Source organism: Brevundimonas sp. Root608 (assembly GCF_001427825.1).
GTDB lineage: Bacteria > Pseudomonadota > Alphaproteobacteria > Caulobacterales > Caulobacteraceae > Brevundimonas.
On record NZ_LMGT01000001.1, the window covers coordinates 942476 to 968334 of the forward strand.

A 25859-nucleotide genomic window follows, 5' to 3' on the forward strand; every position below is an offset into this window, starting at 1 on the left:
CTGGAACCTAGACGTTCTCGACCCCCATCGCCTTCATCAGGGCGTCGCGGACGGCGGCCTCGGTGAAGGGTTTCTGGATCGTGGCCTGGCCGCGCCATTCCTCGGGCAGGCCGCCCTCGCCATAGCCGGTCGAGAAGACGAACGGCACGCCGCGGGCCTTCAGCGCCTCGGCCACGGGGAAGACCTGACGGCCGGCGACATTGACGTCCAGAAGGGCGGCGTCGAGGGGTTCGCCGTCCGTCGCCAGGGCAAGGCCCTCGTCGATATTGGCGGCGGGACCCACCGGGGTGCAGCCCATGTCTTCCAGAATGGTCTCAAGCAGCATGGCGACGAGGGATTCGTCCTCGACCACGAGAACCCGGCGGCCGGTTAGAGGTGCGCTCATGAAAGTGTCCCGCGATCGAGCGGAATCGAGAAGTCCGCACTGAAACCGTCGCTTGCGTAGTCCAGTTTGACCTCCCCCGCCAGATCGTGACGAACGTTTCGTTCAATCAGCCGGCTGCCGAAACCCCGGCCTTCCGGGGGGCGGACCGGGGGGCCGCCGACCTCGCGCCAGGTCAGATGCAGGGTGCGCCCGGCCTGATTGGCCACCGTCCAGTCGACCAGCACCCGCCCGTCCGGAGCCGACAGGGCGCCGTACTTGGCCGCATTGGTCGCAAGTTCATGGAAAATCATCCCGAACGACAGGGCCGCGGCGGGCTCGAGGGCGATCGGCGGTCCGTTCAGCGTCACCCGGTGAACGCCGTGGGCCGCCGTCTCGTGCTGGAGGATGTCGCCCAGGTCGGCGCCTTCCCAGTGGCTGCGCGTCAGCAGGTCGTGGGTGTGCGACAGGGCCAGCAGACGGGCCTGGAACCCCTCGGCGAAGGTGCGGGGATCGAGGTGCGAGCGGGCGGTCTGGATGGCGATCGACTGAACCGTGGCGAGGGTGTTCTTCACCCGGTGATTGAGCTCGTCGATCATCAGCTTCTGGCGTTCGGCGGCCATCACCACATCGGTCACGTCATGGCCCTGGACGAAAACCCCGACGATGCGCCCGTCGGCGTCGCGGATCGGCTGGTAGATGAAGTCGACATAGGCCGAGTCCGGCTCCGCGCCCGGTTCGCGCTGAAACCGGACCAGGCTGGCCTTGCCCTGGACCGGCTCGCCCGTCTCGAACACGCTGTCCAGCATGTCGATATAGCCCTGGCCCTCGACCTCGGGCAGGGCTTCCGCGACCGGCCGGCCCTCGACATCGCGATGGCCGATCAGGCGCCGGTAGGCCTCGTTGTAGAACTGGAAGACGTGATCGGGTCCGGCGAGCACGGCGACGAAGCCGGGCGCCTGCATGAACATGTCGACCAGCCGGTTGCGTTCGCTGGCGAGACGGAGGTTGTCCTCCTGGACGATGCGGGCCCGCTCGAGGACGTTGCCCCCGATCATGGCGTCCAGGGCGCTGGTGGACGAGGCGGTTTCCGGGGTCGCCATGCGATTGCGCAACAACTCCAGCTCGGTGATGTCCGTCGTGTGCTGCAACAGCCAGACGACCTCGCCGGAGGCGTCGAGGATCGGCGTGTGGGTGGCGCTCCAGAATCGCTCCTCCATGACCGGTTCGCCGTGCGGGGCGGCGCGCGGGATGGAAAACCGGACAAGGGCGAGATGATCCCGCTTGCGGCCGTCGCGGGCTTTTTCCAGCGACGCCTTCACCTGACGCACATTCTCGGGAGCCTCTTCGCCCGGCCCGGAATCGAAGGCGGCGAAGAGGGGACGGCCGACGATGGCGTCGCGCGTGCTGCTGGTGACGTCCAGATAGGCCTGGTTGGCGCCGGCGATGCGCAGATCGGGCGTGAGCAGGACGTAGGGATTCGGCGAGGCGTCGAACGCCGCGGCCAGATCGACCGCAAGGTCGCCCGATTTCATCAGATATTTCAAGCCAATTCCCGCCCCACTATGGCCACAACGCGTTGACCCGTCATCGGTTCACCCGTTCGCGTGCGCGGGGCGCAAAGCTATTTGAGACGCCGGGGTCGGTCGCGCTAGGGTCGGTTCATGTTTCCTGCCTCATTTTTCCTCGCGGCGGTTTTGCTGATGACTCCATCCGCGGTCGAGCCGCCAGATCCCCGCGCGACCGTCGAGCAGGGCGTCCTGATCGGTCGTCGGGAGGGGGCGGTGAGCAGCTTCAGGGGCGTGCCCTACGCCGCGCCGCCGGTCGGGCCGCTGCGCTGGCGCGCGCCGCGGCCGCCGGCGCCGTGGAGCCAGCCGCGTGACGCGGGACAGGTCGGCGCCCTCTGCATCCAGCCCCCGTCCGGCGGGGATCCGGGCGTGGGTCCGCCGCCGATGAGCGAGGACTGCCTCACGCTGAACGTCTGGACGCCGGCCGAGCGGGCGGAGCCGCGGCCGGTGATGGTCTGGATCCACGGCGGCGGGTTCAACAACGGCTCCGGCACGGCGGCGCTGTACGACGGCGCGAACCTGGCGAAGCGGGGCGTCGTCGTGGTGACGGTCAACTATCGGCTGGGCCGGCTGGGCTTCTTCGACCATCCGGCGCTGGCCGCCGAACGGGCGCAGGGAGAGCCGGGCGGCAACTACGGCATGATGGACATCGTCGCGGCGCTGAAATGGGTGCGCGAGAACGCCGGCGCGTTCGGCGGCGATGCGGGGAATGTCACGGTCTTCGGCGAGTCCGCGGGTGGGGCTGCGGTGACCCGGCTGATGATCTCGCCCGAGGCGCGCGGCCTGTTCCACCGGGCGGTGGTCCAGTCGGGACTGGGTCGGGATACGGGCGTCCCGCTGGACGCGCCGTCGGCCGTCGGCGGTCCGTCGCTGCGGGACCGGGGCATGGCCTTCGCGCGGACGATCGGGGCGACGACGGCGGCGGAGCTTCGCGACCTCCCGGCCGAGGCGCTGCTGAGGCCGGCGCCGAACTTCTACGGCGGCGACAATCTGGTGATCGACGGCCGACTGGTCACGGAGGACGTGGAAACCGCCTTCTCCGGCGGGCGCGAGGCCCCGGTGCCGCTGATCATCGGCACGAACAGCGCCGAGTTCTGGTGGATCCGGCCGCAGGAGATCAGCCCCTATGGCGCGATCGACGACGCCCTGACGTCGCAGGAGCGGGTCGATCTGTACGCGGCCTATGGCGGCGAGGACGGCTATCGCGCCCATGTGGTCAGCGATCTGGCCTTCAACGAGCCGGCCCGGCATCTGGCGCGGCTGCACGCCCGCAATGGTCACCCGACGTACCTGTACCGCTTCGATGTCGTGCCGGACTCCAATCCGGAGCCCAGCGGCGGCGCGACCCATGCGTCCGAACGGCCCTATGTGTTCGACAATCTGCACACCGTCGGGCGGCCGATGGGCGAGCGGGACCAGCGGGCGGCGGACGCTATGGCCGGCTACTGGACCCGGTTCGCGGCCAAGGGAGATCCCAACGGAGAAGGCCGGCCCGCCTGGCCGGAATTCGGCCCCGGGCGGGACCAACTGCTGGAGTTCACCAATGACGGCCCCGTGGCGAAGCCGATCCCGTTCGCGGACCGGCTGGATCTGATCGAGGCCTATTACGCCCGGGTGCGCTGAGGCTCAGAGCGTGTCCAGAACCGCGCCGTGGGTCCTGATGACCTCGGCGTACAGCAGGCCGGAATCCTTGATGGTCCGCTCCTGGGTCAGGAAGTTCACATGGGTGATGCCGAAGCGCTTGGAATAGCCCAGCGACCATTCGAGATTGTCGAGCAGCGACCAGGCCATGTAGCCGCGCACGTCGACGCCCTTGCCTATAGCGTCGTGCAGGGCCTTGAGGTGGTTCTTCAGATAGTCGACCCGCAGCGGATCCTGGATGCGGCCGTCGATGGCGTGGGGCGGATCGTACCAGGCCGACCCGTTCTCGGTGACCATCAGCGGCAGCTTGCCGCCGGTCTGTTCGTGCAGCCAGACGAGGGTGTCGGTGAGGGCGGGGGGATAGACCTCCCAGCCGGTTTCGGTGTGGGCGTGCTGGACCTGTTTCACCGGACGTGAGCGGGTCGGCCAGGCGTCGGGGGCGTTCTCGGGCACCGAGCGGGTGTACCAGTTCAGACCCATCCAGTCGGTGGGCTGGGCGATCAGGTCGAAGTCCTCCTGCGGGAACTCGCGGTACGCCTCGCCATAAACGTCCTTGAGCTCTTCCGGATAGCCGCGGCCCATCAGGGGGTCGAGGAACCAGCGGTTCATCTGGGCCTCGGCGCGCTTGCGCGCGGCCTCGTCCTCGGGCTTGTCGGAGGCGGAGTATTTGGGCTCGATGTTGAGCACGATGCCGATCTGGCCTTCGCCGACTTCACGGAAGCGCTTCACCGCCGCGCCGTGGGCGCGCAGAACGTTGTGGCCCGCGATCATGGCCTCGAAGGCCGACTTGTGGCCGGGGGCCAGGGCGCCGTGCAGATAGCCGCCGTCGACGATCACCCAGGGCTCGTTGATGGTGCCCCAGGTCTTCACCCGGCCCTTGAACTTCTCGAACAGGACCTGGCCGTAGTCGGCGAACCAGTCGGCGATGTCGGGGTTGAGCCAGCCGCCGCGATCGTCCAGCGCCGCCGGCAGGTCCCAGTGATAGAGGGTGCAGAGCGGCTCGATGCCCTTCTCGAGCAGGCCGTCGACCAGCTTGTCGTAGAAGTCGAGCCCCTTCGGATTGATGGCCCCGCGGCCCTCCGGAATCACCCGGCTCCAGCTGACCGAGAACCGGTAGGCCTGGAGGTTCAGCCGGGTCATCAGGTCGATGTCCTCGCGCCAGCGGTTGTAATGGTCGCAGGCCACGTCGCCGGTGTCGCCGTTCAGCATCATGCCGGGGGTGTGGCTGAAGCGATCCCAGATGGACGCGCCCGCGCCATCGGCCATGGACGAGCCTTCAATCTGATAGGCGGCCGTCGCGGCGCCCCACAGAAAACCGTCAGGAAACCGATAGTTGCCTGCATTGTCTGAAGTCATATCGAAAGGCCTCGGCAAGCGGAAACGCGAACTGAAAGGGGAGGTCGGCGGCGGTCGGTACGCGTGTAGCGTCCGCAGCACAACCTCCATGTGACCAAACTAGGGCACTTGCGGGGCGCCTGACTAGTGTGTCATGTAATCGGTTACACGGTTTTTTCGGACGGACCCGCGACAAGCGGGCCGGGGCTGGAATTTCCCAGGGAGGATGAATTTTGACGCCGATGGCGATCCGGCAGACCTGCGTGGAGGCGGTGGCGTGAAGGCCGCCACGATCCGCGATGTCGCCCGGCGGGCCGATGTGTCCGTGGCCTCGGTTTCGCGCGTCCTCAACGGCGCCGGCCCGGTCACCGAAGCGACCCGCAACAAGGTCCTGGCGGCCGCTGAAGCGCTCCAGTACGTGCCGCATTCCGGCGCCCGCAGCCTGTCGACCAGCAAGAGCCAGACGATCGGCGTCATCCTGCCGGACCTGTATGGCGAGTTCTTCTCCGAGCTGATCCGCGGCATGGATGTCGCCGCCCGGGCGCTTGGCTATCACCTGATCGTCTCCAGTTCGCACGACGACGCGGAAGAGGCGTCGGCGGCGATCCGTTCGATGCGCGGCCGCGTCGATGGCCTGATCGTTCTCTCGCCCCATCTCGACGCCGCCAATCTGGCCGCCGGCCTCGCGGGCCGCACCCCGATCCTGCTGATGAACGGCGGCGCCGACGCCAGCCGGCCCTCGATCGTCGTCGACAACCACGGCGGCGCGATCCAGGCCGTCGAGCATCTGATCGCCACCGGCCGCCGACGCATCGCCCATATTTCGGGCCCGACCGGAAACCTCGAGGCGGAGACCCGGCTGGCCGGCTATCTCGAGGCCATGGCGCAGGCCGGACTGCCCACGAACGTGGTCGAGGGCGCATTCACCCAGGCCTCGGGTCACGACGCGGGCGCAGCTTTGGCCGCAGGCGACTCCCGGCCCGACGCGGTCTTCGCCGGCAATGACAACATGGCCGTCGGCGCCATGCTGGCCCTGCAGGACGCCGGACTGCGGGTGCCCGAGGACGTCGCCATCGTCGGCTTCGACGACGTGCCGATCGCCAGCCTGGTCCGGCCCGCCCTGACCACGCTCAGAATCAGGATTGCAGAAACCGGACGCGGCGCCCTCGAGCGCCTTGTCCGCATGATCAACGCAGCGGGCGAAGCCGTCGCCGACACCGCATGCGAGGTCGTACGGCCCGAGCTGGTCGTGCGCCCGTCAAGCCAGCCGGCGACATCCGACCAGTCCCAATCCGGCGGGCGCCTTCGCGCCGACGCCGCCACGCCATCTCTGAAGGGGGAGAATACCTGATGACCCGCAAATCCATTCAATACATGGGGGCGGCTTCCGCCCTCGCCCTGGCCGTCTCGCTGGCTTGCGCCGGCGGGGTTTCCGCCCAGGTCACGACATCGACCATCCGCGGTTCCGTCACGGACGACGGCGTCGCCGAGGCCGGAGCCGTGATCGTGGCGCGCGACACGTCGTCGGGCTTCACCACCCGGTCCACCGCCAACGCCAACGGCGGCTATGTGCTGTCGGGTCTGCGTCCCGGCACCTATGAGGTGACGGTGACGACGGCGGAGGGCGAAACGGCGTCGGACGTCGTCACGATTGGCGTCGGCCAGGTCGGCGATCTGGATCTGGCGGTCGGCGCGCCGGTCGTCACCGGCGCGGTTGATCCCAACGCCACGGAGCTGGGCGACGTGGTCGTCACCGGCCGCCGTCTGGCCGAGGTGCGCACGCCCGAGAACGCGACCAACGTCACGACGCAGCAGATCAACACCCTGCCGCAGATCAACCGCAACTTCCTCAACTTCGCGGCCCTGGCGCCGGGCGTCCGTCTTTCGCTGAACGAGGAAGAGCAGCAGATCACCGCCGGCGGTCAGCGCGCGGAATCGATCAACGCCTTCATCGACGGCGCCAGCCTGAAGTCCAACGTCATCGCCGGCGGCATCATCGGCCAGGACGACAGCCGCGGTAACCCCTTCCCGCAGGCCGGCGTCCAGGAATTCCGCGTCGTCAGCCAGAATTTCAAGGCTGAGTACGAACAGGCCTCGTCGGCGATCATCACCGCCGTCACCCGCTCGGGCACCAACGAGTTCCACGGCGAGATCTTCGGCGTCTACCGCGATCAGGACATGGTCACCCAGGATTCGTTCGCTGATGCGCGGAACGAGCCGAAGGCCGACCTCGAGGTCCAGCAGTACGGCTTCGCCCTGGGCGGACCCATCATTCGGGACACGCTGCACTTCTTCGGGACGTACGAGCACAAGCAGGAAAACCGCGCCCGTACGGTCAGCCTGGACCTTCAGGACCCGCGCTTCGTCGCCCAGTTCGGCCCGTATCTCGGCACCTTCGCCGCGCCGTTCGAGGAAGACCTGTTCTTCGGCAAGCTCAGCTGGCAACCGGCGGACGGCCACCTGATCGACTGGAGCGTCACCTATCGCGACGAATCCGATCTCCGTGACTTCGGCAACGGCCCGACCTCCGTCGAGCGCGCCAACGATCTTCAGCAGACGACCCTGACCAGCAACCTCCGCCACCAGTGGCGGACAGACTCGTTCCTGAACGAGTTCGCCGTCGATTACCGCGACTACAATTACAACCCGGGCGCCGCCAACTTCACGGATCTGGGCGAGAACTACCGGCTGTTCACCGACACCAATCCGGCGCCGGGCTTCCAGCCCAACTATTTCGGCGGTCAGACCGTCTTCAACCGGGGCGGCCGGGACAGCACCCAGGACATTCACGACAACGCGCTCACCTTCCGCGACGACCTGACATTCAATGACCTCGAGATGCACGGCTTCCACACCATCAAGCTGGGCGCCAAGGTGTCGCTGCAGAACTATGAGGTGAACAAGCAGTTCGGCCGGAACCCGCTCTTCTACTACGACGTCGACGGCCGCCCGGAACTGAGCGGCAGCACCACGGTGCCCTACCGCGTCGAACTGGGTCAGGCCTTCCCCGAGGTCGATCTCGATAACACGGTCATCGGCCTGTACGCCCAGGACGACTGGCGGATCACGGACCAGCTGGAGCTGAACCTCGGCATCCGCTGGGACTATGAGACCAACGCCAACAACAACGACTATGTGACCCCGGCCAGCGTCATCGCGGGCCTGGATCAGTGGATCGCCTCGACCGACGGCGGCAAGCCCGCAGGCTATGCTCCCAGCTGGTTCAACCGCGCCGACTACATCTCGACGGGCGACAACCGCGATCCGTTCGCGGGCGCCTTCCAGCCCCGCATCGGCTTCTCGTACGACGTGTTCGGGGACCGCCGCACGGTGATCTTCGGCGGCGCCGGTCGGTACTATGACCGGGTCAACTTCAACTTCTCGTACGACGAACTGGTCAAGCCGTTCGACATCCGCAAGAACGCCTTCTTCAGCACCACCGGCCGTCCCGCAGGGCAGGATCGCGATCCGGGTCCGGGCGTGGACCTGCCGGGCGACGCCGGCGATCCCATCCTGTGGCAGGCCTCATACAGCACGGCCGCCGGTCTCGATCCGGCCCTGGCGACCCTCCCCGGCAAGGGCGAAGCCTTCCTGCTGGCCAACGACTTCGAGCCGCCGATGACGGACCAGTTCAACCTGGGCCTCCGCCAGCGGTTCGGCGACTGGCAGAGCGAGTTCACCCTCGCCTACGGCAAGACCGAGAACGAGTTCACCTGGGCGTACGTGACCCGCTGCCGCGAACCCACACGCGGCAACGACGGCGGCGGCTTCGGCGACAACGGCGGCTTCTGCGGTCCTGGCGGGACCAACCCCTATCGGGGCTATTTCGCGTCGGACCACAACAAGGAGCGCGAGTTCCGGGCCCTCTACGTCAAGCTGGACAAGAACTACACGCCCGACTCCGGCTGGGGCCTGAACGTCGCCTACACCTGGTCGCAAGCCGAACAGAACGGCGGCAACGACAACTTCTGCTTCGATTGCTTCAGCATCGAAAGTTCGCCGGTCCGTCCGACCTCCACTGACGAGCGTCACCGCATCGTGGCCAACGGCATCGTTGACCTGCCCCTCGACTTCCAGCTGTCGGGGATACTGACGCTGGGTTCGGGCACGCCCTTCGACGTGTTCGACGGACGCGGCCCCAACTTCGTCTACCGCCCGATGCACGGCCGTCCGCAGCAGTACAACTTCATCATCCCGAACTCGTTCGCCTACCGGAACCTCGATCTGCGTCTGACGAAGGACTTCACGGTGTTCGGCGGGTCGGAACTGTCGCTCTTCGTGGACGTCATCAACGTGTTCAACTTCGACAACTTCACCGGCTTCGACGGCGGTACGGGCTCGCTCGCCAACCCCAACCCGAACTTCGAGAAGCCGTCGAGGGTGCTGTTCCCGACCCGCACCTTCCAGCTGGGTATGCGTTACAGCTTCTAACCGTCTCCTGAGCCTGACGGCCGCCCCTCGATCCCGACGAGGGGCGGCCATTTTTTGACTGTCGGGAGCTTGAGTACGAGGATGGAGACCATGGATCGCCGCCGGTTTCTGATGGGCTCCACGGTCGCGGGCGTTGCGGCCCTGTCCGTCGGCGGATGCGGCGCGGCCGGGCTCGACTATTTCAAACCCGGAACGCCGCTGATCGACCCCGAGGTCGACGAGCTGCAACAGCGTACCTTCAACTGGTTCACGCACGTCACCAACCGCGCCAACGGCCTGACGCCCGACCGCTGGCCGACCGAGTCCTTCTCGTCGGTCGCCGCCGTGGGCTTCGCCCTGACCTGCTGGCCCATCGGCGTCGAGCGCGGCTGGATGAGCCGCGAGGAGGCGCGCGAGCGCACCCTGACCACCATCCGCTTCTTCCACGACGCGCCGCAGGGGCCCCAGGCCACGGGCGTCACGGGATACAAGGGCTTCTTCTACCACTTCCTCGACATGGAGACGGGTCACCGGTTCGGCCGCACCGAGCTGTCGACGGTCGACACCACCCTGCTGGTCGCGGGCATGTTGTTCGCGGCGCGCTGGTTCGACGGCGACCATGCCGACGAGGCCGAAATCCGACGGCTGGCCCAGGCCGTCTATGACCGTATCGAGTGGGACTGGGCCGTGGTGCGGCCCAACCGCGTCTCGATGGGCTGGCATCCGGAAACGGGCTTCATCCCGTCCGACTGGCACATCTACAACGAGGGCATGCTGGTCCTGCTGCTGGCCATCGGCAGCCGGACCCATCCGGTTCCCGCGGCCGTCTGGGACGAATGGTGCAGCGTCTACGACCGCAGCTGGACTGACCGCTGGGGCCCCGCGCACCTGGCCTTCGCCCCGCTGTTCGGCCACCAGTACAGCCACATGTTCGTCGATTTCGGCGGCATCTACGACCCGTGGATCCGGGCCAAGATCCGCGAGACGGGCGAGGAGTTTGACTATCGCATCAACAGCGTCCGGGCGGTGCAGGCGCAGCGCCAGTACGCCATCGACAATCCGATGGGCTGGGCCGGCTATTCGGCCGACGTCTGGGGCCTCACGGCCTGCGACGGACCGGGCGATTTCAAACAGGTCATCGCCGGGCGCGAGCGCGAGTTCTTCAGCTATTCGGCCCGCGGCCCCGGCGACCGCGACGACGGCACCATCGCGCCGACAGCCGCCATGGCGTCCTATCCCTTCGCCCCGGCCGAGGTGACGGCCTGCCTGAAGGCGATGAAGGCGCGCTACGGGGCCGGCGTCTACACGGAGTTCGGCTTCCTGGACTCGTTCAACCCGACACTGACGCAGCGCGACGGACGGCTGCAGCACGGCCGCATCGTGCCGGGCGTGGGCTGGGTCGACGGCGACTATCTGGGCATCGACCAGGGACCGATCGTGATCCAGATCGAGAACGGTCGGTCCGAGGCCGTCTGGAGCAGGATGCGGCTGGAGCCCAATCTCGTGCGTGGCCTGAAACGGGCCGGCTTCCACGGGGGCTGGCTCGATCTACCGGCGGTGCGCGCGCTGTGACCGGGCTGCGCCCCGATCGGCGGACGGCCCTGGGGCTGCTGGCGGGCGCGGCGGCGACGGGTCTGGCCGGTTGCGGCGCACGGAGCGACGGGGTCACCCGACTGCGCTTCTGGGCCATGGGCAATGAGGCGACCAATGTGCCGCAGATCCTGCCCGGGTTCGAACGGCTGAACCCGGGGATCAAGGTCGAGGTCCAGGCCCTGCCGTGGACGGCGGCCCATTCCAAGCTGCTGACCTCATACGCCGGCAGTTCGCTGCCGGACCTCAGCCAGGTGGGCAACACCTGGGTGTCGGAGATGGCGGCCATCGGGGCGATCAGCGCCCTGCCGGCCTTCGCCTCGGACCTGCTGACCGACCAGTTCCCGGCCGTGCTGGAGACCAACCGTATCGGCGGGGAGGTGGTAGGCGTGCCCTGGTACGTCGACACCCGGCTGATCTATTACCGCGCCGACCTGCTGGAGCAGGCCGGGTTCGGCGACGGCGTGCCCCAGACCTGGGAGACGTGGAAGGCGGCCATGCATGCGGTCAAGCGCGTGGCGGGGCCCGGCAACTACGCCGTCCTGCTGCCGGTCAACGAGTTCGAACAGCTGCTGACCTTCGGCCTGCAGGGCGCCGAGCCTCTGCTGCGCGACCGCGACACGCGGGGCAATTTCTCCAGCGCCTCCTTCGTCGCCGCGCTGGAATTCTACAAGAGCCTGTTCGACGAGGGTCTGGCCCCGGTGGCGTCCTCGACCCAGATCTCCAACGTCTGGACCGAGTTCGAGCGCGGCTATTTCAGCTTCTACTTCTCCGGCCCCTGGACAATCGGCGATTTCAAGAACCGGCTGAAGCCGACGACCCGCTGGATGACCTCGGGCGTGCCGGGGCCGACCGGGCCGGGCGCCTCGGCGCCGGGCGGATCGTCGCTGGTGGTCTATCGTCAGTCGCCGCATCAGGAGGCGGCCTGGAAGCTGGTGCGCTATCTGGCCGATCCGGCGGTGCAGGCGCGCTTCAACACCATCACCGGCGACCTGCCGGCGCGCGAAAGCGCCTGGGCGACGCCGGCGGTGGCCAACGACCCCTATGTCGCCGCCTTCAAGGGCCAGCTGTCGCGGGCCAGGGCCGTGCCCAAGGTGCCGGAGTGGGAGCGGATCGTCACCGAGATGCAGATCGTCGCCGAACGCATGGTGCGCGGCCAGTTCACGCCGCGCGCCGCCGCCGCAGAGATCGACCGCCGCGCCGACCGCCTGCTGGAGAAGCGCCGCTGGATGATCGAACAGGGGAGGGCGACATGAAGCGCATGCGTTTCCCTTCTCCCCTCGGGGGAGAAGGTGGCCCGGAGGGCCGGATGAGGGGGCTTGCGGCCTCATGCTCATCCGCTGCCTGTATGTCTGTCGAGCCCCACCCCTCATCCGTCTCGCTTCGCGAGCCACCTTCTCTCCCAAGGGGAGAAGGAACATGACGATGGACGCGACCGTGCTTGCGAAGCCGACGCGAAAAACCGGGACGCCCCGATCCCGCGAGCGCGCGGCCTGGGGGTTCGTGGCGCCAGCCCTGATCGCCATCGCGGTCTTCTTCGCCATTCCCGTCTTCTCGGCCCTGCTGCTCAGCCTGACCGATTTCGACATCTACGCCCTGGCCGACATCGGCAACGTCCGCTTCGTGGGACTGCAGAACTATGAGCGGTTGCTGGGCAATCCGCTGTTCTGGGGGGCGATGAAGAACACCGGCCTGTTCGCCCTGATCGGCGTGCCGGTGTCGATCGCGACCTCGCTGGCGGCGGCGGTGATCCTCAATGCGCGGGTGATCAGATGGCGGCCAATCTGGCGGGTCATGTTCTTCGCCCCCTATGTGACGACCCTGGTCGCGACGGCGGTGCTGTGGAACTACCTGCTGCACACCAAATACGGCGTCATCAACTGGGCGATCCAGGGCCTCGGCCTGCCGCCCGTCGACTGGCTGGGCCAGCCCTCGACCTCGATCCCGGCCATACTGATGTTCGTGGTCTGGAAGATTTTCGGCTACAATATGCTGATCTTCCTGGCGGTTCTTCAGACCGTGCCGGACGACCTGTATGAGGCCGCGCGCATCGACGGGGCCGGGCCCTGGAAGCAGTTCCGGCACGTCACCCTGCCGGCCATCGCCCCGACCCTGCTGCTGGTGTCGATCATCTCGGTGGCGGGCTTCTTCCAGCTGTTCGCCGAGCCCTATGTGATGACGCAGGGCGGGCCGGCCCAGTCGACCGTGACGGTGCTCTACTTCATGTACGAAGAGGGCTTCAAATGGTGGAACCTCGGCTCCGCCAGCGCCGTGGCCTTCATCCTGTTCCTCTGCATCCTGGCCGTGACCCTGGTGCAGCTGGCGGTGGCGAAGCGGATGGGGGCTTACGAATGACCGCCAACAGCACCGTCATCCTCGGGCTTGACCCGAGGATCGGACCATCCGGCGCTCAGAGGCGGGGGGATCACGACGACCGGAGGGCCATCGACCATACGCCATGCGGGCCGACATCCGATCCTCGGGTCAAGCCCGAGGATGACGGCGGGAGAGGGTCGGTCGCATGAAGGTCAAAGCGATCGTCCTCAACGTCGCGGTCGGCCTGATCGGCCTGATCGTCCTGTTCCCGCTGCTGTGGATGCTGTCGGTCAGCTTCATGACCACGGGCGAGGCCGCGACCTTCCCGCCGCCGCTGTTGCCGAAGACGTGGACGCTGGATCACTACCGCGACCTCTTCGTGACCCAGGGCATGGGCCGTTATCTGTGGAACAGCTTCGCGCTCGCGTCGCTGGCCACCGGCCTGGCGCTGCTGTTCACCGTGCCGGCCGGCTACGCCTTCGCTAAACTGGCCTTCAAGGGCCGCGACCGGGTGTTTCAGATCCTGGTCGGGGCGCTGGTGGTGCCGGCCCAGATCGGCACCCTGCCGCTGTTCCTGATGCTGAAGTCGATGGGGCTGGTGAACACCTACGCCGGCGCCCTGGTGCCGTGGCTGGCCTCGATCTTCGGCCTGTTCCTGGTGCGCCAGTATTCGCTCAGCATCCCCGACGAGATGCTGGAGGCCGCCCGCATCGACGGCGCCTCCGAAGGGCAGATCTTCCGCCGCATCGTCCTGCCGACGCTGCAGCCGATCATCGTCACCCTGGCCCTGTTCGTCTTCCTCGGCAGCTGGAACGACTTCCTGTGGCCGCTGATCATTCTGACCGACCAGTCCAACTACACCCTGCCGGTGGCGCTGGCGGCGCTGTCGCGCGAGCACGTTCAGGACATCGAGCTGATGATGGCGGGCGCCGTCATCACCGTGGCGCCGGTGCTGATCCTCTTCCTCGCCCTGCAGCGCTACTACATCCGCGGCATGCTGGCGGGCAGCGTGAAGGGATGAGGCTGTTCGTCGCGATCGCGGGCGCGTTCGCCCTGCTGGCGACCGCCGTCCACGCCCAGACCCCGCGCGTCCTCGACGCGTTCGAGACCCTGACCCCGTGGTCCGCCGACGCCTCCACCGACGTGTCTTCGGCCATCGCGAGCACGCCCGGCCACGACGGCAAGGCCATGCGGCTGGACTATGATTTCAACGGTCGTTCCGGCTACGCCTTCGCGGCACGCGCCCTCGATCTGGACGTTCCCGCCAACTATGAGATCAGCTTCTGGCTGCGCGGCGAGATGCAGCCCAATACGCTGGAGATCAAATTCGTCGACGGCTCGGGCGACAATGTCCACTGGCGCCAGATCCGCGGCTTCCGGGCCAACGCCGAATGGACCCGCTACACCATCAAGGCGCGCCAGATCATCTGGGCCTGGGGCCCGAACCCGAACCGCACCTTCCGCGGCGCCGAGCGGATCGAGTTCGTCGTCACGGCGGGCGAGGGCGGCGAGGGCTGGATCGAGGTCGACCAGCTGGAGCTGCGCGAACTCCCCCCCGAACCCTCAGTGCCGCCGCGTCCGCTGGCCAGCGCCAGCAGCGAGGAGGGGCTGAACGTCGCCGCCCGTGCGGTGGACGATGACCCCGGCACGGCCTGGCGCACGAGCGGCGCAGGCGAACAGAGCCTGACGCTGGACCTCGGATACGAACGCGAATTCGGCGGCGTCACCCTGCGCTGGGCCGAAGGGCTGGCGGCGTCGCGCTATCGGCTCATGGCCTCGTCGGACCGACAGGACTGGCGCGAACTGGCGGCGGTGAGCGACGGCGACGGCGGCGTCGACTGGCTGCGCACGCCCGAGGCCTCGGCGCGCTGGCTGCGGCTGGAGCTGCTGGCCCCGACCGGCGACGGCCCGGCCCATGCGACCCAGAGCGGCGCGGGCCAGATGCTGAACGCCCGCCGCGCCGACGCCTACGCCCTGAACGCGCTCGAGATCGAACCCCTGTCGTTCGGCGAGACGCCGACTGCATTCATGCGCGCCGTGGCGGGCGAGAGCCGCCGCGGCCTCTATCCGCGCGGCTTCGTCGGCGAACAGCCCTACTGGACGCTCGTCGGCGTCGACGGCGGCGGCGAGAGCGGCCTGATGGGCGAGGACGGCGCCATCGAACTGCGCCGCGGCGGGCCGTCGATCGAGCCGTTCGTGATCGAGAACGGGCGGGTCGTGACATGGGCGGATGTCGAGATCAGCCAGTCGCTGCAGGACGGCGACCTGCCGATCCCCAGCGTGACCTGGACCGGCGAAGGCTGGACGCTGGCGACGACGGCCTTCGCGGACGGGACGCCCGAGGCGGCCCAGATCTATGGCCGCTACGCCCTGACCAACACCTCGAACCGGGTCCAGACCCTCACTCTGGCGCTGATGGCCCGACCGCTCCAGGTGAACGGGCCGACCCAGTTCCTGACCACGCCGGGCGGCGTGGGGCCCATCCAGCAGATCGACTGGAACGGCGGCGCCATGGTGCTGAACGACGCCATCCGGGTGAACCCTCTGGTCCGGCCCGATGCGATCGCCCTCTCGACCTTCGCCGCCGGGGCCGATCCGCAAAGCCTGCTGGCCTCGGCCGGCGCGCGCCGGAACGTCGGCGAGCGGCAGGTGGAGTCCGACGCCACGGACCTGATGGCCGGCGCCCTGCTGTATGAGGTGACGCTCCAGCCCGGCCAGACCCGGACCTTCGGAACCCGGACGGCGCTCGCGGGCGGCGTTCCCGACGGACCCGTCACCGGCTCGATCGAGGCGGCGCTGGACGCGGCCCAGACCCGCGTCGCCGCCGCATGGCGCGCCAGGCTCGACCGCTTCGACCTGACCCTGCCGCCGGAGGCCCAGCGCATCGAGGACGTGATGCGCTCCTCGCTCGCCCACATGCTGATGTCCCGGCAGGGCCCCATCCTCCAGCCGGGCACGCGTTCCTATAACCGCAGCTGGATCCGCGACGGGGCCATGATGGCCGAGGGCCTGAACCGGCTGGGGCATGAGAGGCTGTCGGCCGACTATCTGCGCTGGTTCGCGCCTCTGGTGTTCGACAATGGCAAGGTGCCGTGCTGCGCCGACAGCCGCGGGGCCGACCCGGTGCCCGAGAACGACAGCCACGGCGAGTTCGTCTTCCTCGCCGCCGAGACATACCGCTACACCCGGGACGAGGCCCTGCTGCGCGAGGTCTGGCCGCAGGTCCAGGCGGCGATCGGCTATATGGACGGCCTGCGCGCCTCGACCCGCACGGCGGAATTCGAGGCGGCGGATAAGCGTCACCTGTTCGGCCTCCTGCCGCCGACGATCAGCCACGAGGGCTATTCGGACCGGCCGGCCTATTCCTACTGGGATGATTTCTGGGGCCTGCTGGGCTACCGCGACGCCGCCTTCATCGCCGACACGCTGGGCGACGCGCCCGGCGCCGCCCGCATCCGCGCCGGCGGGGCCGAGTTCCGCACCGACATCATGGCCTCCATCGAGGCGACCGCGCGGGTGCATGGCATCGACTGGATCGCCGGGGCCGCCGACCGGGGCGATTTCGACGCCACCTCGACCACCATCGCCCTGTCGCCCGGCGGGCTGATCGACGAACTGCCGCAAGGCCTGCTGAAAGGCACCTTCGACAAATGGTGGGACAACTTCACCGCCCGGCAGGAGAACCGGCAGGCGTGGAAGGACTACACCCCCTACGAACTGCGCAACGTCGGGGCGCTGGTCCGTCTGGGGCGGCGGGCCCAGGCCCTGCGGGCGCTGGACTTCTACTTCGCCGACATTCGCCCGCGCGCCTGGAACGGCTGGGCCGAGGTGGTCGGCCGCGACATTCGCGAGCCCCGTTTCATCGGCGACATGCCGCACGCCTGGATCAGCTCGGACTACATCCGCTCGGCCCTGGACCTGCTGGTCTATGAGCGCGACCGCGACCACGCCCTGGTGCTGGCGGCGGGCGTGCCGACAGCGTGGCTGGCGGGCGAGGGAGTGGGCGTCGCGGGCGTGCGGACCGCTTACGGCCCGCTGACCTACCGGCTGCGTGGGGATAGCGACGCCTATGTGCTGACGCTGGACGGGGCCGCCACCCCTCCGGGCGGCTTCGTCATCCAGTGGCCTGCGGGCGAGAGGCCGCCGGCCCGGGTGCGCATCGACGGCCGGGCGGCGGACTGGAACGGGTCGGACCTGGCTATCCCGGCGGGCGCGCGCCGTGTGGAGATGCGCTGACGATATCCTTCTCCCCCAAGGGGAGAAGAAGACTTATTCGTAGTTGTCGTACCGCTGGCCCTGCGCCAGGTTGCCGAACTTGGTCGTGTTGGCGTCGAAGCTCAGCTTGATGATGCCGATCGGGCCGTGACGCTGCTTGCCGATGACGACCTCGGCCTGATGCTCCAGCCGGTCCATGTCCTCCTGCCACTGCAGGTGTTCCGGCGAGCCCTCGCGCGGCTCGGCGCGGCCCAGGTAGTAGCTTTCCCGGTACACGAACATGACGCAGTCGGCGTCCTGCTCGATCGAGCCGGATTCGCGCAGGTCGGACAGCTGCGGCCGCTTGTCCTCGCGCTGCTCGACCTGACGCGACAGCTGCGACAGGGCGATGATCGGCACCGACAGTTCCTTCGCCAGCGCCTTCAGGGCGCCGGTGATTTCCGACACCTCCTGCACCCGGTTCTTCTGGTTGTTGCCCTCGCCGACGGTGATGAGTTGCAGGTAGTCGACGATGATCAGGTCCAGCCCGTGCTCCATCCGCTTCAGGCGGCGGGCGCGCGCGGCCAGCTTGGAGATCGACAGGCCGCCGGTGGCGTCGATGAACAGGGGGCTTTCGCCGATCTCGACCGCGGCCTCGCGGATCTTGCCGAAGTCGGCGGCGTCGATCTCGCCCTTGCGCAGCTTGTCCGACGACACGCCCGAGGCGTCGGCCAGAATACGCATGGCCAGCTGTTCGGCGCTCATTTCCAGCGAGTAGAAGGCCACCACCCCGCCGTTGACGGTCTTGCGGCCCTCGGGCGTCGGCTCCCAGCGGTAGTTGCGGGCGACGTTGAAGGCGATGTTGGTCGCCAGCGCCGTCTTGCCCATCGACGGACGGCCGGCGAGGACCAGAAGGTCGGAGGGGTGCAGGCCGCCCAGCTTGGCGTCGAGATCGTCCAGATGGGTGGCCAGACCGGCCAGCTTGCCGTCTCGCTGATAGGCCTCGGCCGCCATCTGCACCGCCCCGCCGAGGGCCTGTGAGAAGCTGACGAAACCCGACGACGGCTTGCCGGTCTCGGCCAGGGTGTAGAGCCGCTGTTCCGCCTGTTCGATCTGGTCGATGGCGGCGGTTTCGGGCTGGGGCGCCTCCCTGACGATCTCGCCGCCGATGCGGATCAGGTCGCGGCGCAGGGCCAGGTCGTAGACGACGCGGGCGTAGTCGGGGGCGTTGGCCGCCGGCGGGGCGCGGTCGACAAGGTCGGCCAAATAGCGCAGGCCGCCGAACTCCTGGAAGGCGGGGTCCTGCTTGAACCGCTCCATCAGGATGGTCGGCTCGGCCAGCATGCCCTGGCGGATATGGTCCTCGATGGCCTCGTACAGGCGCTGGTGGAACGGCTCGTAGAAATGGCCGCCGCGCAGCCGGTCGCTGAGCCGTTCGAACACGGCGTTGTCGAACATCAGCGAGCCCAGCAGGGCCTGCTCCGCCTCCAGGTTGTGCGGCATGGACGGGATCGATCCCGAGTCGGCGGGACCGGGGAAGGCAAGCGGTGCGAGGGCGTTCATGGGGGTCATGTCTTACCCCTGCGCGCGCGCTACGACAGGTTCGGACGCAGCCTTCGACGGGGACAGATTCGGACCGCTGTGGACGGCGGCGAATTCCGCAGGCGGATCAGTTAACGGCTCAGGCTCCGCACGGATATCGTGAGGCCATCCAGCTGCGGATGCCGTCGGTGACGGTCATGCGCTGGCGGCGGGCCTCGGGTATTCCGTTCAGAAAGGCCAGCATCTGGCCGACATTCAGACTGATCCGCGAAGGCGGACAGGCGGGCGGGGATCGCCCTGCCGCGCGGGCCGCCTCGATCTCGTTTCCGACCGTACGGAACGCGCGTTCCGCCTCGCCCTTCAGGCGATGGGCGTCGGGGCGCAGCATGGCCGTCGGATTGAGCGGAATCCGGTTCGCGCGCGTGACGAATGTGTCGAGCGTCATGCCCGACTGGGCTGTCGCCGAACTCGCGGCCATGGCCAGCGCGAGGCCGGCCGTCAGCAGGATGCGTGTCATGTTTCTCCCTCCGATACCGGCAGCTTGACCGGCAATTCGTGGCGAAACAACGGTCGACGGGGGTGCGGGCGGGAACCGCCGCACCCCGTCGGAACCTACCAGCTCAGGCCAAGCCGGGCGTAGACAAAGCGCCCGTTGAAGCCGAAGGGCGAATAGCCGGAGAAGGCCAGGGCGCCGTTGGTGTTTATGGTGGCTGCCGTGCGGTCGGGATATTCGTCCGTCGCATTGTTGACGCCGATGGCGAGCCCGACCCGCTCATTGAACTGGTAGCGGCCCTCGAAATCCAGCAGGACCTTGTCGCCCGTGTGGACGTCGAAGGCCGGGTCGGTGTTGCTGAACGGGTGCAGGACATCCGAGTAGCTCTGGAGCTTGAGCGTTGCGCCGAACGGGCCGTCCGAAAGATCGGCGCTGAACACGATCTTCTCCTTGGGCGTGCCCTCCTCGATCGTCAGCACATTGATCCGGTTGAACAGCACCGGGGGGTTCGGGATCGGCACGCCCGAGGGGATGGCGGGCACCCGGGTCACGTCGGTCGTATTGAGGTTGGCGGCCAGGGTGAAATCGACCCGGCCCGTGTCGCTGTAGTCGTGACGATAGCGGCCCACGATGTCGACGCCCTCGGTGGTGGTGTCGACGCCGTTGATGAAGAAGCGCCCGCCGCCGACCGAACCGCCGGATCCCGGCGGGTTGAGCAGATTGTAGATGGCGACGGCGGTGGGGCTGCCCGTGGGCGCGCCCAGCAGGTTCTCGGACAGGACAATGCGGTCCGTCATCTCGATCTTGTAGGCGTCGATGGTCAGTTCGAACGGGCCGCTGTGGAAGACCATGCCGACCGAATAGTTGGTCGATTCCTCGGGCTCGAGCGGACGGGCCCCCAGCGACTGGGCGATCGGATCCGTCGCGGGGAAGGTGGTCACCTCGACCGGCGTGCTGACCCCGCCGATGACGATGAAGTTGATCGCGGTCGCCGTGAAATAGGATTGCTGCAGCGCCGGCGCGCGGAAGCCGGTGGAGGCGGCGGCGCGCAGGGCGAAGCTGTCGCTGAAGTCGTAGCGGCCGGCGATCTTGCCCGTGGTGGTGTTGCCGAAGTCCGAGAAGTCCTCGAACCGGACCGCCGCGTTCAGGTTCAGCCGCTCGGTCATCTGGGCGTCGACGTCGAGGTAGAGGCCGAAGGAATGGCGGTTCTCGTCCACCTCGTTGGAGGGTCGGAAGCCGATGAAGCCCTGGGACCCCGCGCCGGCGCCGGGGCGGCCCGGGACGAACTGGTAGGAGGCCAGCTCGCCGGCGAAGATTTCGAAATGCTCGCGGCGGGCTTCGGCCCCGAAGGCGACGTTCAGGGGTTCGAACAGGCCGACGTCGTAGCGGCGCACCACGTCGAGACCCAGAACGAACTGGTCGTACGCAAGGCCGCCGGCGTCGAAGCTGGTCGGCGAATTGGGCACGAGGGATCCATTGAGCGAATTCTCGACGCGGTAGGCGACCTCGTTGCTGCCGAACACCAGGTTCAGGTCCACGTCGAAGCCCGCCACAGCGCCGCGAATGCCCGCCGCGGCGGTGAAGTCGTCCACCGTCGGCGCGATGATCGGCAGGAAGCCTTCCGGATAGACGGTGAGGTCGTTGTTCGGGTTGTTCCAGGTCCTCGGCGTCGCCGCGCTTTCGGATTCGCGGTGCTGGTAGCCGGTGAAGCCGTACAGCTCGAAGTCGTTCCGGAGCGGGACGCCGGCGTTCAGATAGATCGTGGCGTCGGTGGTTTCCGGGTCGCCATAGCGGCTGGTGATCCGGGCCGGGCGGGGGGCCAGACGCGGATCGAGGTCGCCGCGGCTGGTCGGGTTGCGATCGCGATACTCGGCCGAGACGGTCAGGAAGCCCTCCGCGCCCAGCGGCAGCCCCTGCCAGCCGGCGGCGGTGAAGGTCTGGCCGTCTTCCTCGGATCGCGCCGGCAGACGGGCGGTGGCGAACTCGGTGAAATACTGCCCGAGGGTGAAGACCGCGCCGCCGCCCGATCGCGCCTCGCGCAGACGCAGGTTGATGACGCCTGCGATGGCGTCCGAGCCGTACTGGGCCGAGGCCCCTTCGCGCAGCACCTCGACGCGGTCGATGGCGATGGACGGGATGGCGTTCAGATCGACGGCCGCGGATCCCCGGCCGATCGAGCCGTTGACGTTGACCAGGGCCGAGGCGTGCCGGCGCATCCCGTTCATCAGCACCAGCGTCTGGTCGGGCGACAGGCCGCGAAGCGTCGCGGGACGGACCGTGTCGGTGCCGTCCGTGATCGAGGGGCGGGAGAAGCTGATGGACGGAGCCAGGTTGGACAGTCCCTGGGCCAGTTCGGTCGATCCCTGGCGTTCCAGGGTCTCGCTGGAAATCACGTCGACGGGAGCGATGGTGTCCAGCCGGGTCCGTCCGGCCACGCGCGTGCCGGTAACGATGACCTCGTCGATTTCCGTCTCATCCTGAGCGGGCGTCGCCTGCTGCGCCGAGGCGGCCAGCGGGCAGGCCAGCAGTGCGCCGGCCGAGGTGAAGGCGAGAAGAGTGGCGCGTGTGGATAAAATATGCATGACAGGCCCCCGTCGCAAAATGATCATGCATGCTGGGTTGCGGCGTGGCGCAGGTCAAGCATGATCGGGTCGCGAACGATCGGTCATCTGTTCTGAATCAAAAAGGGGCGCGCCCGGCTGGACGCGCCCCCTTTGTCTTCAGCCGTCAGGCCGGGTTCAGGCTTCCGAACCCAGACCCTCCTGCTGGCCGGCGCCGCCGGCGACCATGTCCTTGGCCTGTTCGAGGGCCGCTTCGCGGTCCTCGTCGTAGGCGGCCTTGATCACGTCCTCGCCCTTCGCCTGACGTTCGGCTTCGTCGGCCGAGCGGGCGATGTTGATCTTGACCGTGGCCGAGACTTCCGCGTGCAGACGCACGGTGATCTCGTGAACGCCCAGGGTCTTGATCGGGGTGTTGAGCACGATCTGGCTGCGCTCGATCTTGCCGCCTTCGGCCACGACGGCCTCGACGATGTCGCGAGCGGCGACCGAACCGTACAGCTGACCCGTCTCACCGGCTTGCCGGATCATGACATAGGTCTGGCCGTCGATCTTGGCGCCGATCGTGCCGGCGTCGGCCTTGTTCTTCTCGTTGCGGGCCTCGATGGCGGCGCGGTCGAGTTCGAAGGCCTTCAGGTTCGCCGACGTGGCCCGACGGGCCTTGTCGCGCGGCAGAAGGAAGTTACGGGCGAAGCCGTCCTTGACGGACACGACGTCGCCGATGGCGCCGAGATTATCGACGCGCTCAAGCAGAACGACCTTCATCTTACTTCACCACATAGGGCAGGAGGGCCAGATAGCGCGCGCGCTTGATGGCCTTGGCCAGTTCGCGCTGCTTGATCTGGGAAACGGCCGTGATGCGCGAAGGGACGATCTTGCCGCGTTCGCTGATGTAGCGTTGCAGCAGCTTGACGTCCTTGTAGTCGATCTTCGGCGCTTGCGGGCCCGTGAACGGGCACACCTTGCGGCGGCGATAGAAGGGGCGGCGGGCGGGGCCGGAGCCGGCCGGCGCGCCCGGCGAGGGGGCGGTGGTGTCGGTCATGTTCCGGGTTCCCTATTCAACGGCTTCGGCGGCGGCGTCTTCACGCGGCGTGCGCTCGCGCTCACGCTCGCGCTCGCGCTCACGGCGGGCCAGCAGCGGCGACAGCTCCAGGTCGAGCTCCTCGACGCGGACGGTCAGCCAGCGAAGCACGTCTTCGTTGATCGACAGCTGACGTTCCACTTCGGCCATGGCGGCGGGCGGGCAGTCGACGGCGAGCAGCGAATAGTGCGCCTTGCGGTTCTTCTTGACCCGATAGGTCAGGTTGCGCAGACCCCAGTACTCGATCTTGGCGACGGAACCGCCGCCTTGCGTGATCAGGTCCTTGATGGTGTCGTTCAGCGCTTCGGCCTGTTGCGCGCTGATATCCTGGCGCGACATGACCGTGTGCTCGTAAAGAGCCATGCGGTAGTCTCCCTTGGTGGGCGTCGGCGCGAGGGGACCGGGTAAGTCCTCTCCCACGATGGATCCCGATGCGGCGGCCGGGATGACTTCCCGAACCCTTTGGAGCTCCGCGACCGGGACCGAAGCCCTGGAAAGGCGGCGCGTATAGGGGAAAAGGGGCGAGGGAGCAAGCCGCGGCGGGATTGCCGGCCGCGGTCTCAGCCCAGACTCTTCGACAGCCAGCCGATCGGGCCCGTGGCCAGAAGGCAAAGGGCGATGGCGTGCCACCAGAGTCGCCGCACGAAGATCAATGAGGCGAACACCGCCAGCACGGCCAGATCGACCAGACGGGTCTCCAGCAGGCGTCCGACGCCTTCGCCGTTGGCCACGACCTCGGCGCCTTCCAGGACGATCAGCCAACCGAGCGCGGCGGTGAACAGGCTCCAGAAATAGCGGCCGTTGCGGTCGTAATAGATCCGCAGATCGATCCCTCCGACCGGAATCTCGTCGGGAAGCGCGGCGGCGGCCAGCAGGAACAGGATCACCAGCTCCACCAGCAGCGGCAGGAACTGGCCGATGGTCATGGCCGTGTCCCGGGGGGTGTAGAGGCTCCACCAGATCTGGATGATGGTCAGAGAGACGAGAAGGGCCGTCGCCGGCGCGGCCCAGTGCCAGCGCACCGAGCCGCCCGCGCGGATCAGCCGGTTCAGGCTGACGAGGATGTCGACCAGCGCCAGACCGACGATGATGGAGGCCATCACCGAGGTGTATTCGAACGCGCTCATCCCGTTCCCCGAACCGTGTCGGGCGAGATTAGGTCGCTTTCATCGCCTCGGCCAATCCCTGGTCGACGGCCCTATCCCTGGGGGCGAATGACCATGCAGGTGACGCGGCGCTCGGCAAGGGCGGCGCAGGCGCCCTGGGCGGCCTGCTCGGTCATGCCGGTGAAGCGCGACCGGTACCAGCCTTCGGCGTTCTGGACCGTGCGTTCGGCGGCGGCGAACTGGGTGCGGAAGCGGCGGTTGACCTCGGTCAGCCAGTTGCTGGCCACCGCCTCGTCGCGGAAGGCGCCGACCTGGACCGACCAGGCCCCGGCGGGCGTCCGGGCGGCCGGGCGGGCGGCGGCGGCGCGCGGCGGGGCCGGCGCGCGGGACGGGACGGCTCCGTTCAGGGAAGCGGTCAGGTCCCCGGTTCGCGCCTCGGCGCGCTGGACGGGGGCGGGCGGGCGCGTCTCCGACGGCGCCGGCGTGACTCGCAAGGGCTGCGGCTGGGCGGCGGCAAGGGCGGTATAGGCCACGCCTTCGGAGCCGACGTCGGCCGCGCCGTCCTCGGTGGCGACCGAGGCGTATTCGATTCCGCCCGATGGCTCCTGACCGACGCCGAAGCCGCGCGATTCGAAATAGGTCTGGGCGATCTGGATCGTCTCCCCGCGCGCCCGGGCGCGCTCGACATCGAAGCCGGTGTCCATCAGGGCGGCGACATGGGCGTTGCGGCTGGCGGTCGACCGACCGCCCAGCACGATGGTGATCAGCCGCTTGCCGTCCCGCACCGACGACGCCGCCAGATTGTAGCCCGAGGCGTTGGTGTAGCCGGTCTTCATCCCGTCATAGCCATTGCCGCCGCGCAGCAGGCCGTTGGTGTTGCGGTATTCACGGCCGTTGTAGGCCCAGTCGTGCAGGCCGAAATATCGGTAATACTGCGGGTAATCCCGCATGACGGCGCGGGCCAGGACCGCGAGATCGCGGGCCGAGGTGATCTGGCGGCTGTCGGGCAGGCCGTTGGCGTTGACGTACTGGGTCTGGGTCATGCCCAGCTCGCGCGCCTTCGCCGTCATGCGGGCCGCGAAGCGGGATTCCGAGCCGCCGACATGCTCGGCGAGGGCCACGGCCATGTCGTTGGCGCTGCGCACCGCGGTCGCGCGCATGGCGTTGTCCAGGCTGATGGTCTCGCCGGCGCCCAGGCCCAGTTTGGACGGCGGCTGGCTGGCGGCGTGGGACGACACGGTCAGGACGTCGTCCAGCTTGACCTTGCCTTCGCTCAACGCCTCGAAGGTCAGATACAGCGTCATGACCTTGGTGATGGAGGCGGGGAAACGGCGGCTGTCGGCGAAGCGCGAGAACAGCACCTCGCCCGACTCGGCGTCGACGACGATGGCGGCGTAACGCGCGTTGTCCGAGGACTGGGCGACCAGGGGGGCGGTCGTCGGCGTCAGGGCCAGGACGGCCACCAGCAGCAACGAAAGCCATCCGCGGCGGATCAGGACGGAGATCGACAAAGGCAGGCCTCACAAGACATTAGCGCGACGGCGGCCCCACCACGCGACGCTGACGAAAGGCTAACATGCGTCATCGGGGTTTCGTGAGGGTAAACAAGCCGTCAACGGATTTGTGAAGCCGCTTCGCCTCTCAGGCGCGCCGGCGGGTGTGAA

General features: G+C 68.1%; 19 protein-coding genes. 8 read left to right on the forward strand and 11 right to left on the reverse strand.

Going from position 1 to position 25859, the window contains the following annotated elements; all coding sequences use genetic code 11:
* Positions 1 to 7: 7 nt before the first annotated feature.
* The gene (locus ASD59_RS04495; protein WP_055828907.1) at positions 8 to 385 is read right to left on the reverse strand and encodes a response regulator; all 378 of its coding nucleotides are present in this window, start codon (positions 383 to 385) and stop codon (positions 8 to 10) included.
* Positions 382 to 1908 carry a PAS domain-containing sensor histidine kinase gene (locus ASD59_RS04500; protein ID WP_235561716.1) on the reverse strand — a complete coding sequence of 509 codons (1527 nt, stop codon included), beginning with the start codon at positions 1906 to 1908 and terminating at the stop codon, positions 382 to 384. The genes ASD59_RS04495 and ASD59_RS04500 overlap by 4 nt, the downstream gene beginning before the upstream one ends.
* A gap of 156 nt (positions 1909 to 2064) precedes the next feature.
* On the opposite strand from ASD59_RS04500, the gene ASD59_RS04505 reads away from it, so the two are divergent.
* Positions 2065 to 3552 (forward strand): carboxylesterase/lipase family protein, encoded by a 1488-nt coding sequence (locus ASD59_RS04505; protein ID WP_156376925.1) that lies wholly within the window; start codon positions 2065 to 2067, stop codon positions 3550 to 3552.
* 3 nt (positions 3553 to 3555) lie between these two features.
* Here ASD59_RS04505 and ASD59_RS04510 read toward each other — a convergent pair whose 3' ends face one another.
* Entirely contained in the window at positions 3556 to 4926 is a 1371-nt protein-coding gene (locus ASD59_RS04510) for a GH1 family beta-glucosidase (RefSeq protein WP_055828912.1), read from the reverse strand.
* Between the two features lie 256 nt (positions 4927 to 5182).
* Here ASD59_RS04510 and ASD59_RS04515 point away from each other — a divergent pair, with 256 nt between their 5' ends.
* From ASD59_RS04515 to ASD59_RS04545, 7 genes are all read left to right on the forward strand, one after another.
* A complete protein-coding gene (locus ASD59_RS04515) occupies positions 5183 to 6256 on the forward strand; it encodes a LacI family DNA-binding transcriptional regulator (protein WP_055828915.1) in 1074 nt (357 codons plus the stop codon).
* The gene (locus tag ASD59_RS04520; protein WP_055828918.1) at positions 6256 to 9336 is read left to right on the forward strand and encodes a TonB-dependent receptor; all 3081 of its coding nucleotides are present in this window, start codon (positions 6256 to 6258) and stop codon (positions 9334 to 9336) included. Before ASD59_RS04515 ends, ASD59_RS04520 begins: the two co-directional genes overlap by 1 nt.
* Before the next feature lie 90 nt (positions 9337 to 9426).
* Positions 9427 to 10887, forward strand: a complete 1461-nt coding sequence (locus ASD59_RS04525) for a glucoamylase family protein (protein WP_055829710.1) — start codon at positions 9427 to 9429, stop codon at positions 10885 to 10887.
* On the forward strand, positions 10884 to 12161 hold the full coding sequence (locus tag ASD59_RS04530; protein WP_200943652.1) for an extracellular solute-binding protein: 1278 nt from the start codon (positions 10884 to 10886) through the stop codon (positions 12159 to 12161). The genes ASD59_RS04525 and ASD59_RS04530 overlap by 4 nt, the downstream gene beginning before the upstream one ends.
* A 163-nt stretch (positions 12162 to 12324) precedes the next feature.
* Positions 12325 to 13260, forward strand: a complete 936-nt coding sequence (locus ASD59_RS04535; protein ID WP_082560040.1) for a carbohydrate ABC transporter permease — start codon at positions 12325 to 12327, stop codon at positions 13258 to 13260.
* A gap of 166 nt (positions 13261 to 13426) precedes the next feature.
* Positions 13427 to 14242, forward strand: coding sequence for a carbohydrate ABC transporter permease (locus ASD59_RS04540; protein ID WP_055828920.1), 816 nt, complete (start codon positions 13427 to 13429; stop codon positions 14240 to 14242).
* Positions 14239 to 17457, forward strand: coding sequence for a discoidin domain-containing protein (locus ASD59_RS04545; protein WP_055828923.1), 3219 nt, complete (start codon positions 14239 to 14241; stop codon positions 17455 to 17457). Before ASD59_RS04540 ends, ASD59_RS04545 begins: the two co-directional genes overlap by 4 nt.
* Before the next feature lie 33 nt (positions 17458 to 17490).
* Here ASD59_RS04545 and ASD59_RS04550 read toward each other — a convergent pair whose 3' ends face one another.
* The 8 genes from ASD59_RS04550 to ASD59_RS04585 form a co-directional block, all read right to left on the reverse strand.
* Positions 17491 to 18978 (reverse strand): replicative DNA helicase, encoded by a 1488-nt coding sequence (locus tag ASD59_RS04550; RefSeq protein WP_055829716.1) that lies wholly within the window; start codon positions 18976 to 18978, stop codon positions 17491 to 17493.
* 118 nt (positions 18979 to 19096) lie between these two features.
* Positions 19097 to 19474 (reverse strand): hypothetical protein, encoded by a 378-nt coding sequence (locus ASD59_RS04555; protein ID WP_055828926.1) that lies wholly within the window; start codon positions 19472 to 19474, stop codon positions 19097 to 19099.
* A gap of 95 nt (positions 19475 to 19569) precedes the next feature.
* Positions 19570 to 22032, reverse strand: coding sequence for a TonB-dependent receptor plug domain-containing protein (locus ASD59_RS04560; RefSeq protein ID WP_055828929.1), 2463 nt, complete (start codon positions 22030 to 22032; stop codon positions 19570 to 19572).
* Positions 22033 to 22188: 156 nt separating this feature from the next.
* On the reverse strand, positions 22189 to 22773 hold the full coding sequence (gene rplI / locus ASD59_RS04565) for a 50S ribosomal protein L9 (protein ID WP_055828932.1): 585 nt from the start codon (positions 22771 to 22773) through the stop codon (positions 22189 to 22191).
* Position 22774: 1 nt separating this feature from the next.
* On the reverse strand, positions 22775 to 23050 hold the full coding sequence (gene rpsR, locus ASD59_RS04570; RefSeq protein ID WP_055828934.1) for a 30S ribosomal protein S18: 276 nt from the start codon (positions 23048 to 23050) through the stop codon (positions 22775 to 22777).
* Between the two features lie 12 nt (positions 23051 to 23062).
* Complete coding sequence (gene rpsF / locus ASD59_RS04575) at positions 23063 to 23452, reverse strand: 30S ribosomal protein S6 (protein WP_055828937.1); 390 nt, start codon at positions 23450 to 23452, stop codon at positions 23063 to 23065.
* Between the two features lie 197 nt (positions 23453 to 23649).
* Positions 23650 to 24216: a hypothetical protein gene (locus ASD59_RS04580; RefSeq protein WP_055828941.1), complete on the reverse strand. Its 567-nt coding sequence runs from the start codon at positions 24214 to 24216 to the stop codon at positions 23650 to 23652.
* 71 nt (positions 24217 to 24287) lie between these two features.
* Positions 24288 to 25706 carry a serine hydrolase gene (locus ASD59_RS04585; RefSeq protein ID WP_235561717.1) on the reverse strand — a complete coding sequence of 473 codons (1419 nt, stop codon included), beginning with the start codon at positions 25704 to 25706 and terminating at the stop codon, positions 24288 to 24290.
* Between the last annotated feature and the right edge of the window lie 153 nt (positions 25707 to 25859).

What these genes read in the sequence shown, in the direction of transcription:
- ASD59_RS04505 (WP_156376925.1), top strand. Translation starts at nt 2,065, where the DNA reads ATGACTCCATCCGCGGTCGAGCCGCCAGATCCCCGCGCGACCGTCGAG.
- rplI (WP_055828932.1), bottom strand. Translation starts at nt 22,773, where the DNA reads ATGAAGGTCGTTCTGCTTGAGCGCGTCGATAATCTCGGCGCCATCGGC.
- ASD59_RS04510 (WP_055828912.1), bottom strand. Translation starts at nt 4,926, where the DNA reads ATGACTTCAGACAATGCAGGCAACTATCGGTTTCCTGACGGTTTTCTG.
- ASD59_RS04545 (WP_055828923.1), top strand. Translation starts at nt 14,239, where the DNA reads ATGAGGCTGTTCGTCGCGATCGCGGGCGCGTTCGCCCTGCTGGCGACC.
- ASD59_RS04495 (WP_055828907.1), bottom strand. Translation starts at nt 385, where the DNA reads ATGAGCGCACCTCTAACCGGCCGCCGGGTTCTCGTGGTCGAGGACGAA.
- ASD59_RS04555 (WP_055828926.1), bottom strand. Translation starts at nt 19,474, where the DNA reads ATGACACGCATCCTGCTGACGGCCGGCCTCGCGCTGGCCATGGCCGCG.
- ASD59_RS04520 (WP_055828918.1), top strand. Translation starts at nt 6,256, where the DNA reads ATGACCCGCAAATCCATTCAATACATGGGGGCGGCTTCCGCCCTCGCC.
- rpsF (WP_055828937.1), bottom strand. Translation starts at nt 23,452, where the DNA reads ATGGCTCTTTACGAGCACACGGTCATGTCGCGCCAGGATATCAGCGCG.
- ASD59_RS04535 (WP_082560040.1), top strand. Translation starts at nt 12,325, where the DNA reads ATGACGATGGACGCGACCGTGCTTGCGAAGCCGACGCGAAAAACCGGG.
- ASD59_RS04560 (WP_055828929.1), bottom strand. Translation starts at nt 22,032, where the DNA reads ATGCATATTTTATCCACACGCGCCACTCTTCTCGCCTTCACCTCGGCC.
- ASD59_RS04525 (WP_055829710.1), top strand. Translation starts at nt 9,427, where the DNA reads ATGGATCGCCGCCGGTTTCTGATGGGCTCCACGGTCGCGGGCGTTGCG.
- ASD59_RS04550 (WP_055829716.1), bottom strand. Translation starts at nt 18,978, where the DNA reads ATGAACGCCCTCGCACCGCTTGCCTTCCCCGGTCCCGCCGACTCGGGA.
- rpsR (WP_055828934.1), bottom strand. Translation starts at nt 23,050, where the DNA reads ATGACCGACACCACCGCCCCCTCGCCGGGCGCGCCGGCCGGCTCCGGC.
- ASD59_RS04540 (WP_055828920.1), top strand. Translation starts at nt 13,427, where the DNA reads ATGAAGGTCAAAGCGATCGTCCTCAACGTCGCGGTCGGCCTGATCGGC.
- ASD59_RS04580 (WP_055828941.1), bottom strand. Translation starts at nt 24,216, where the DNA reads ATGAGCGCGTTCGAATACACCTCGGTGATGGCCTCCATCATCGTCGGT.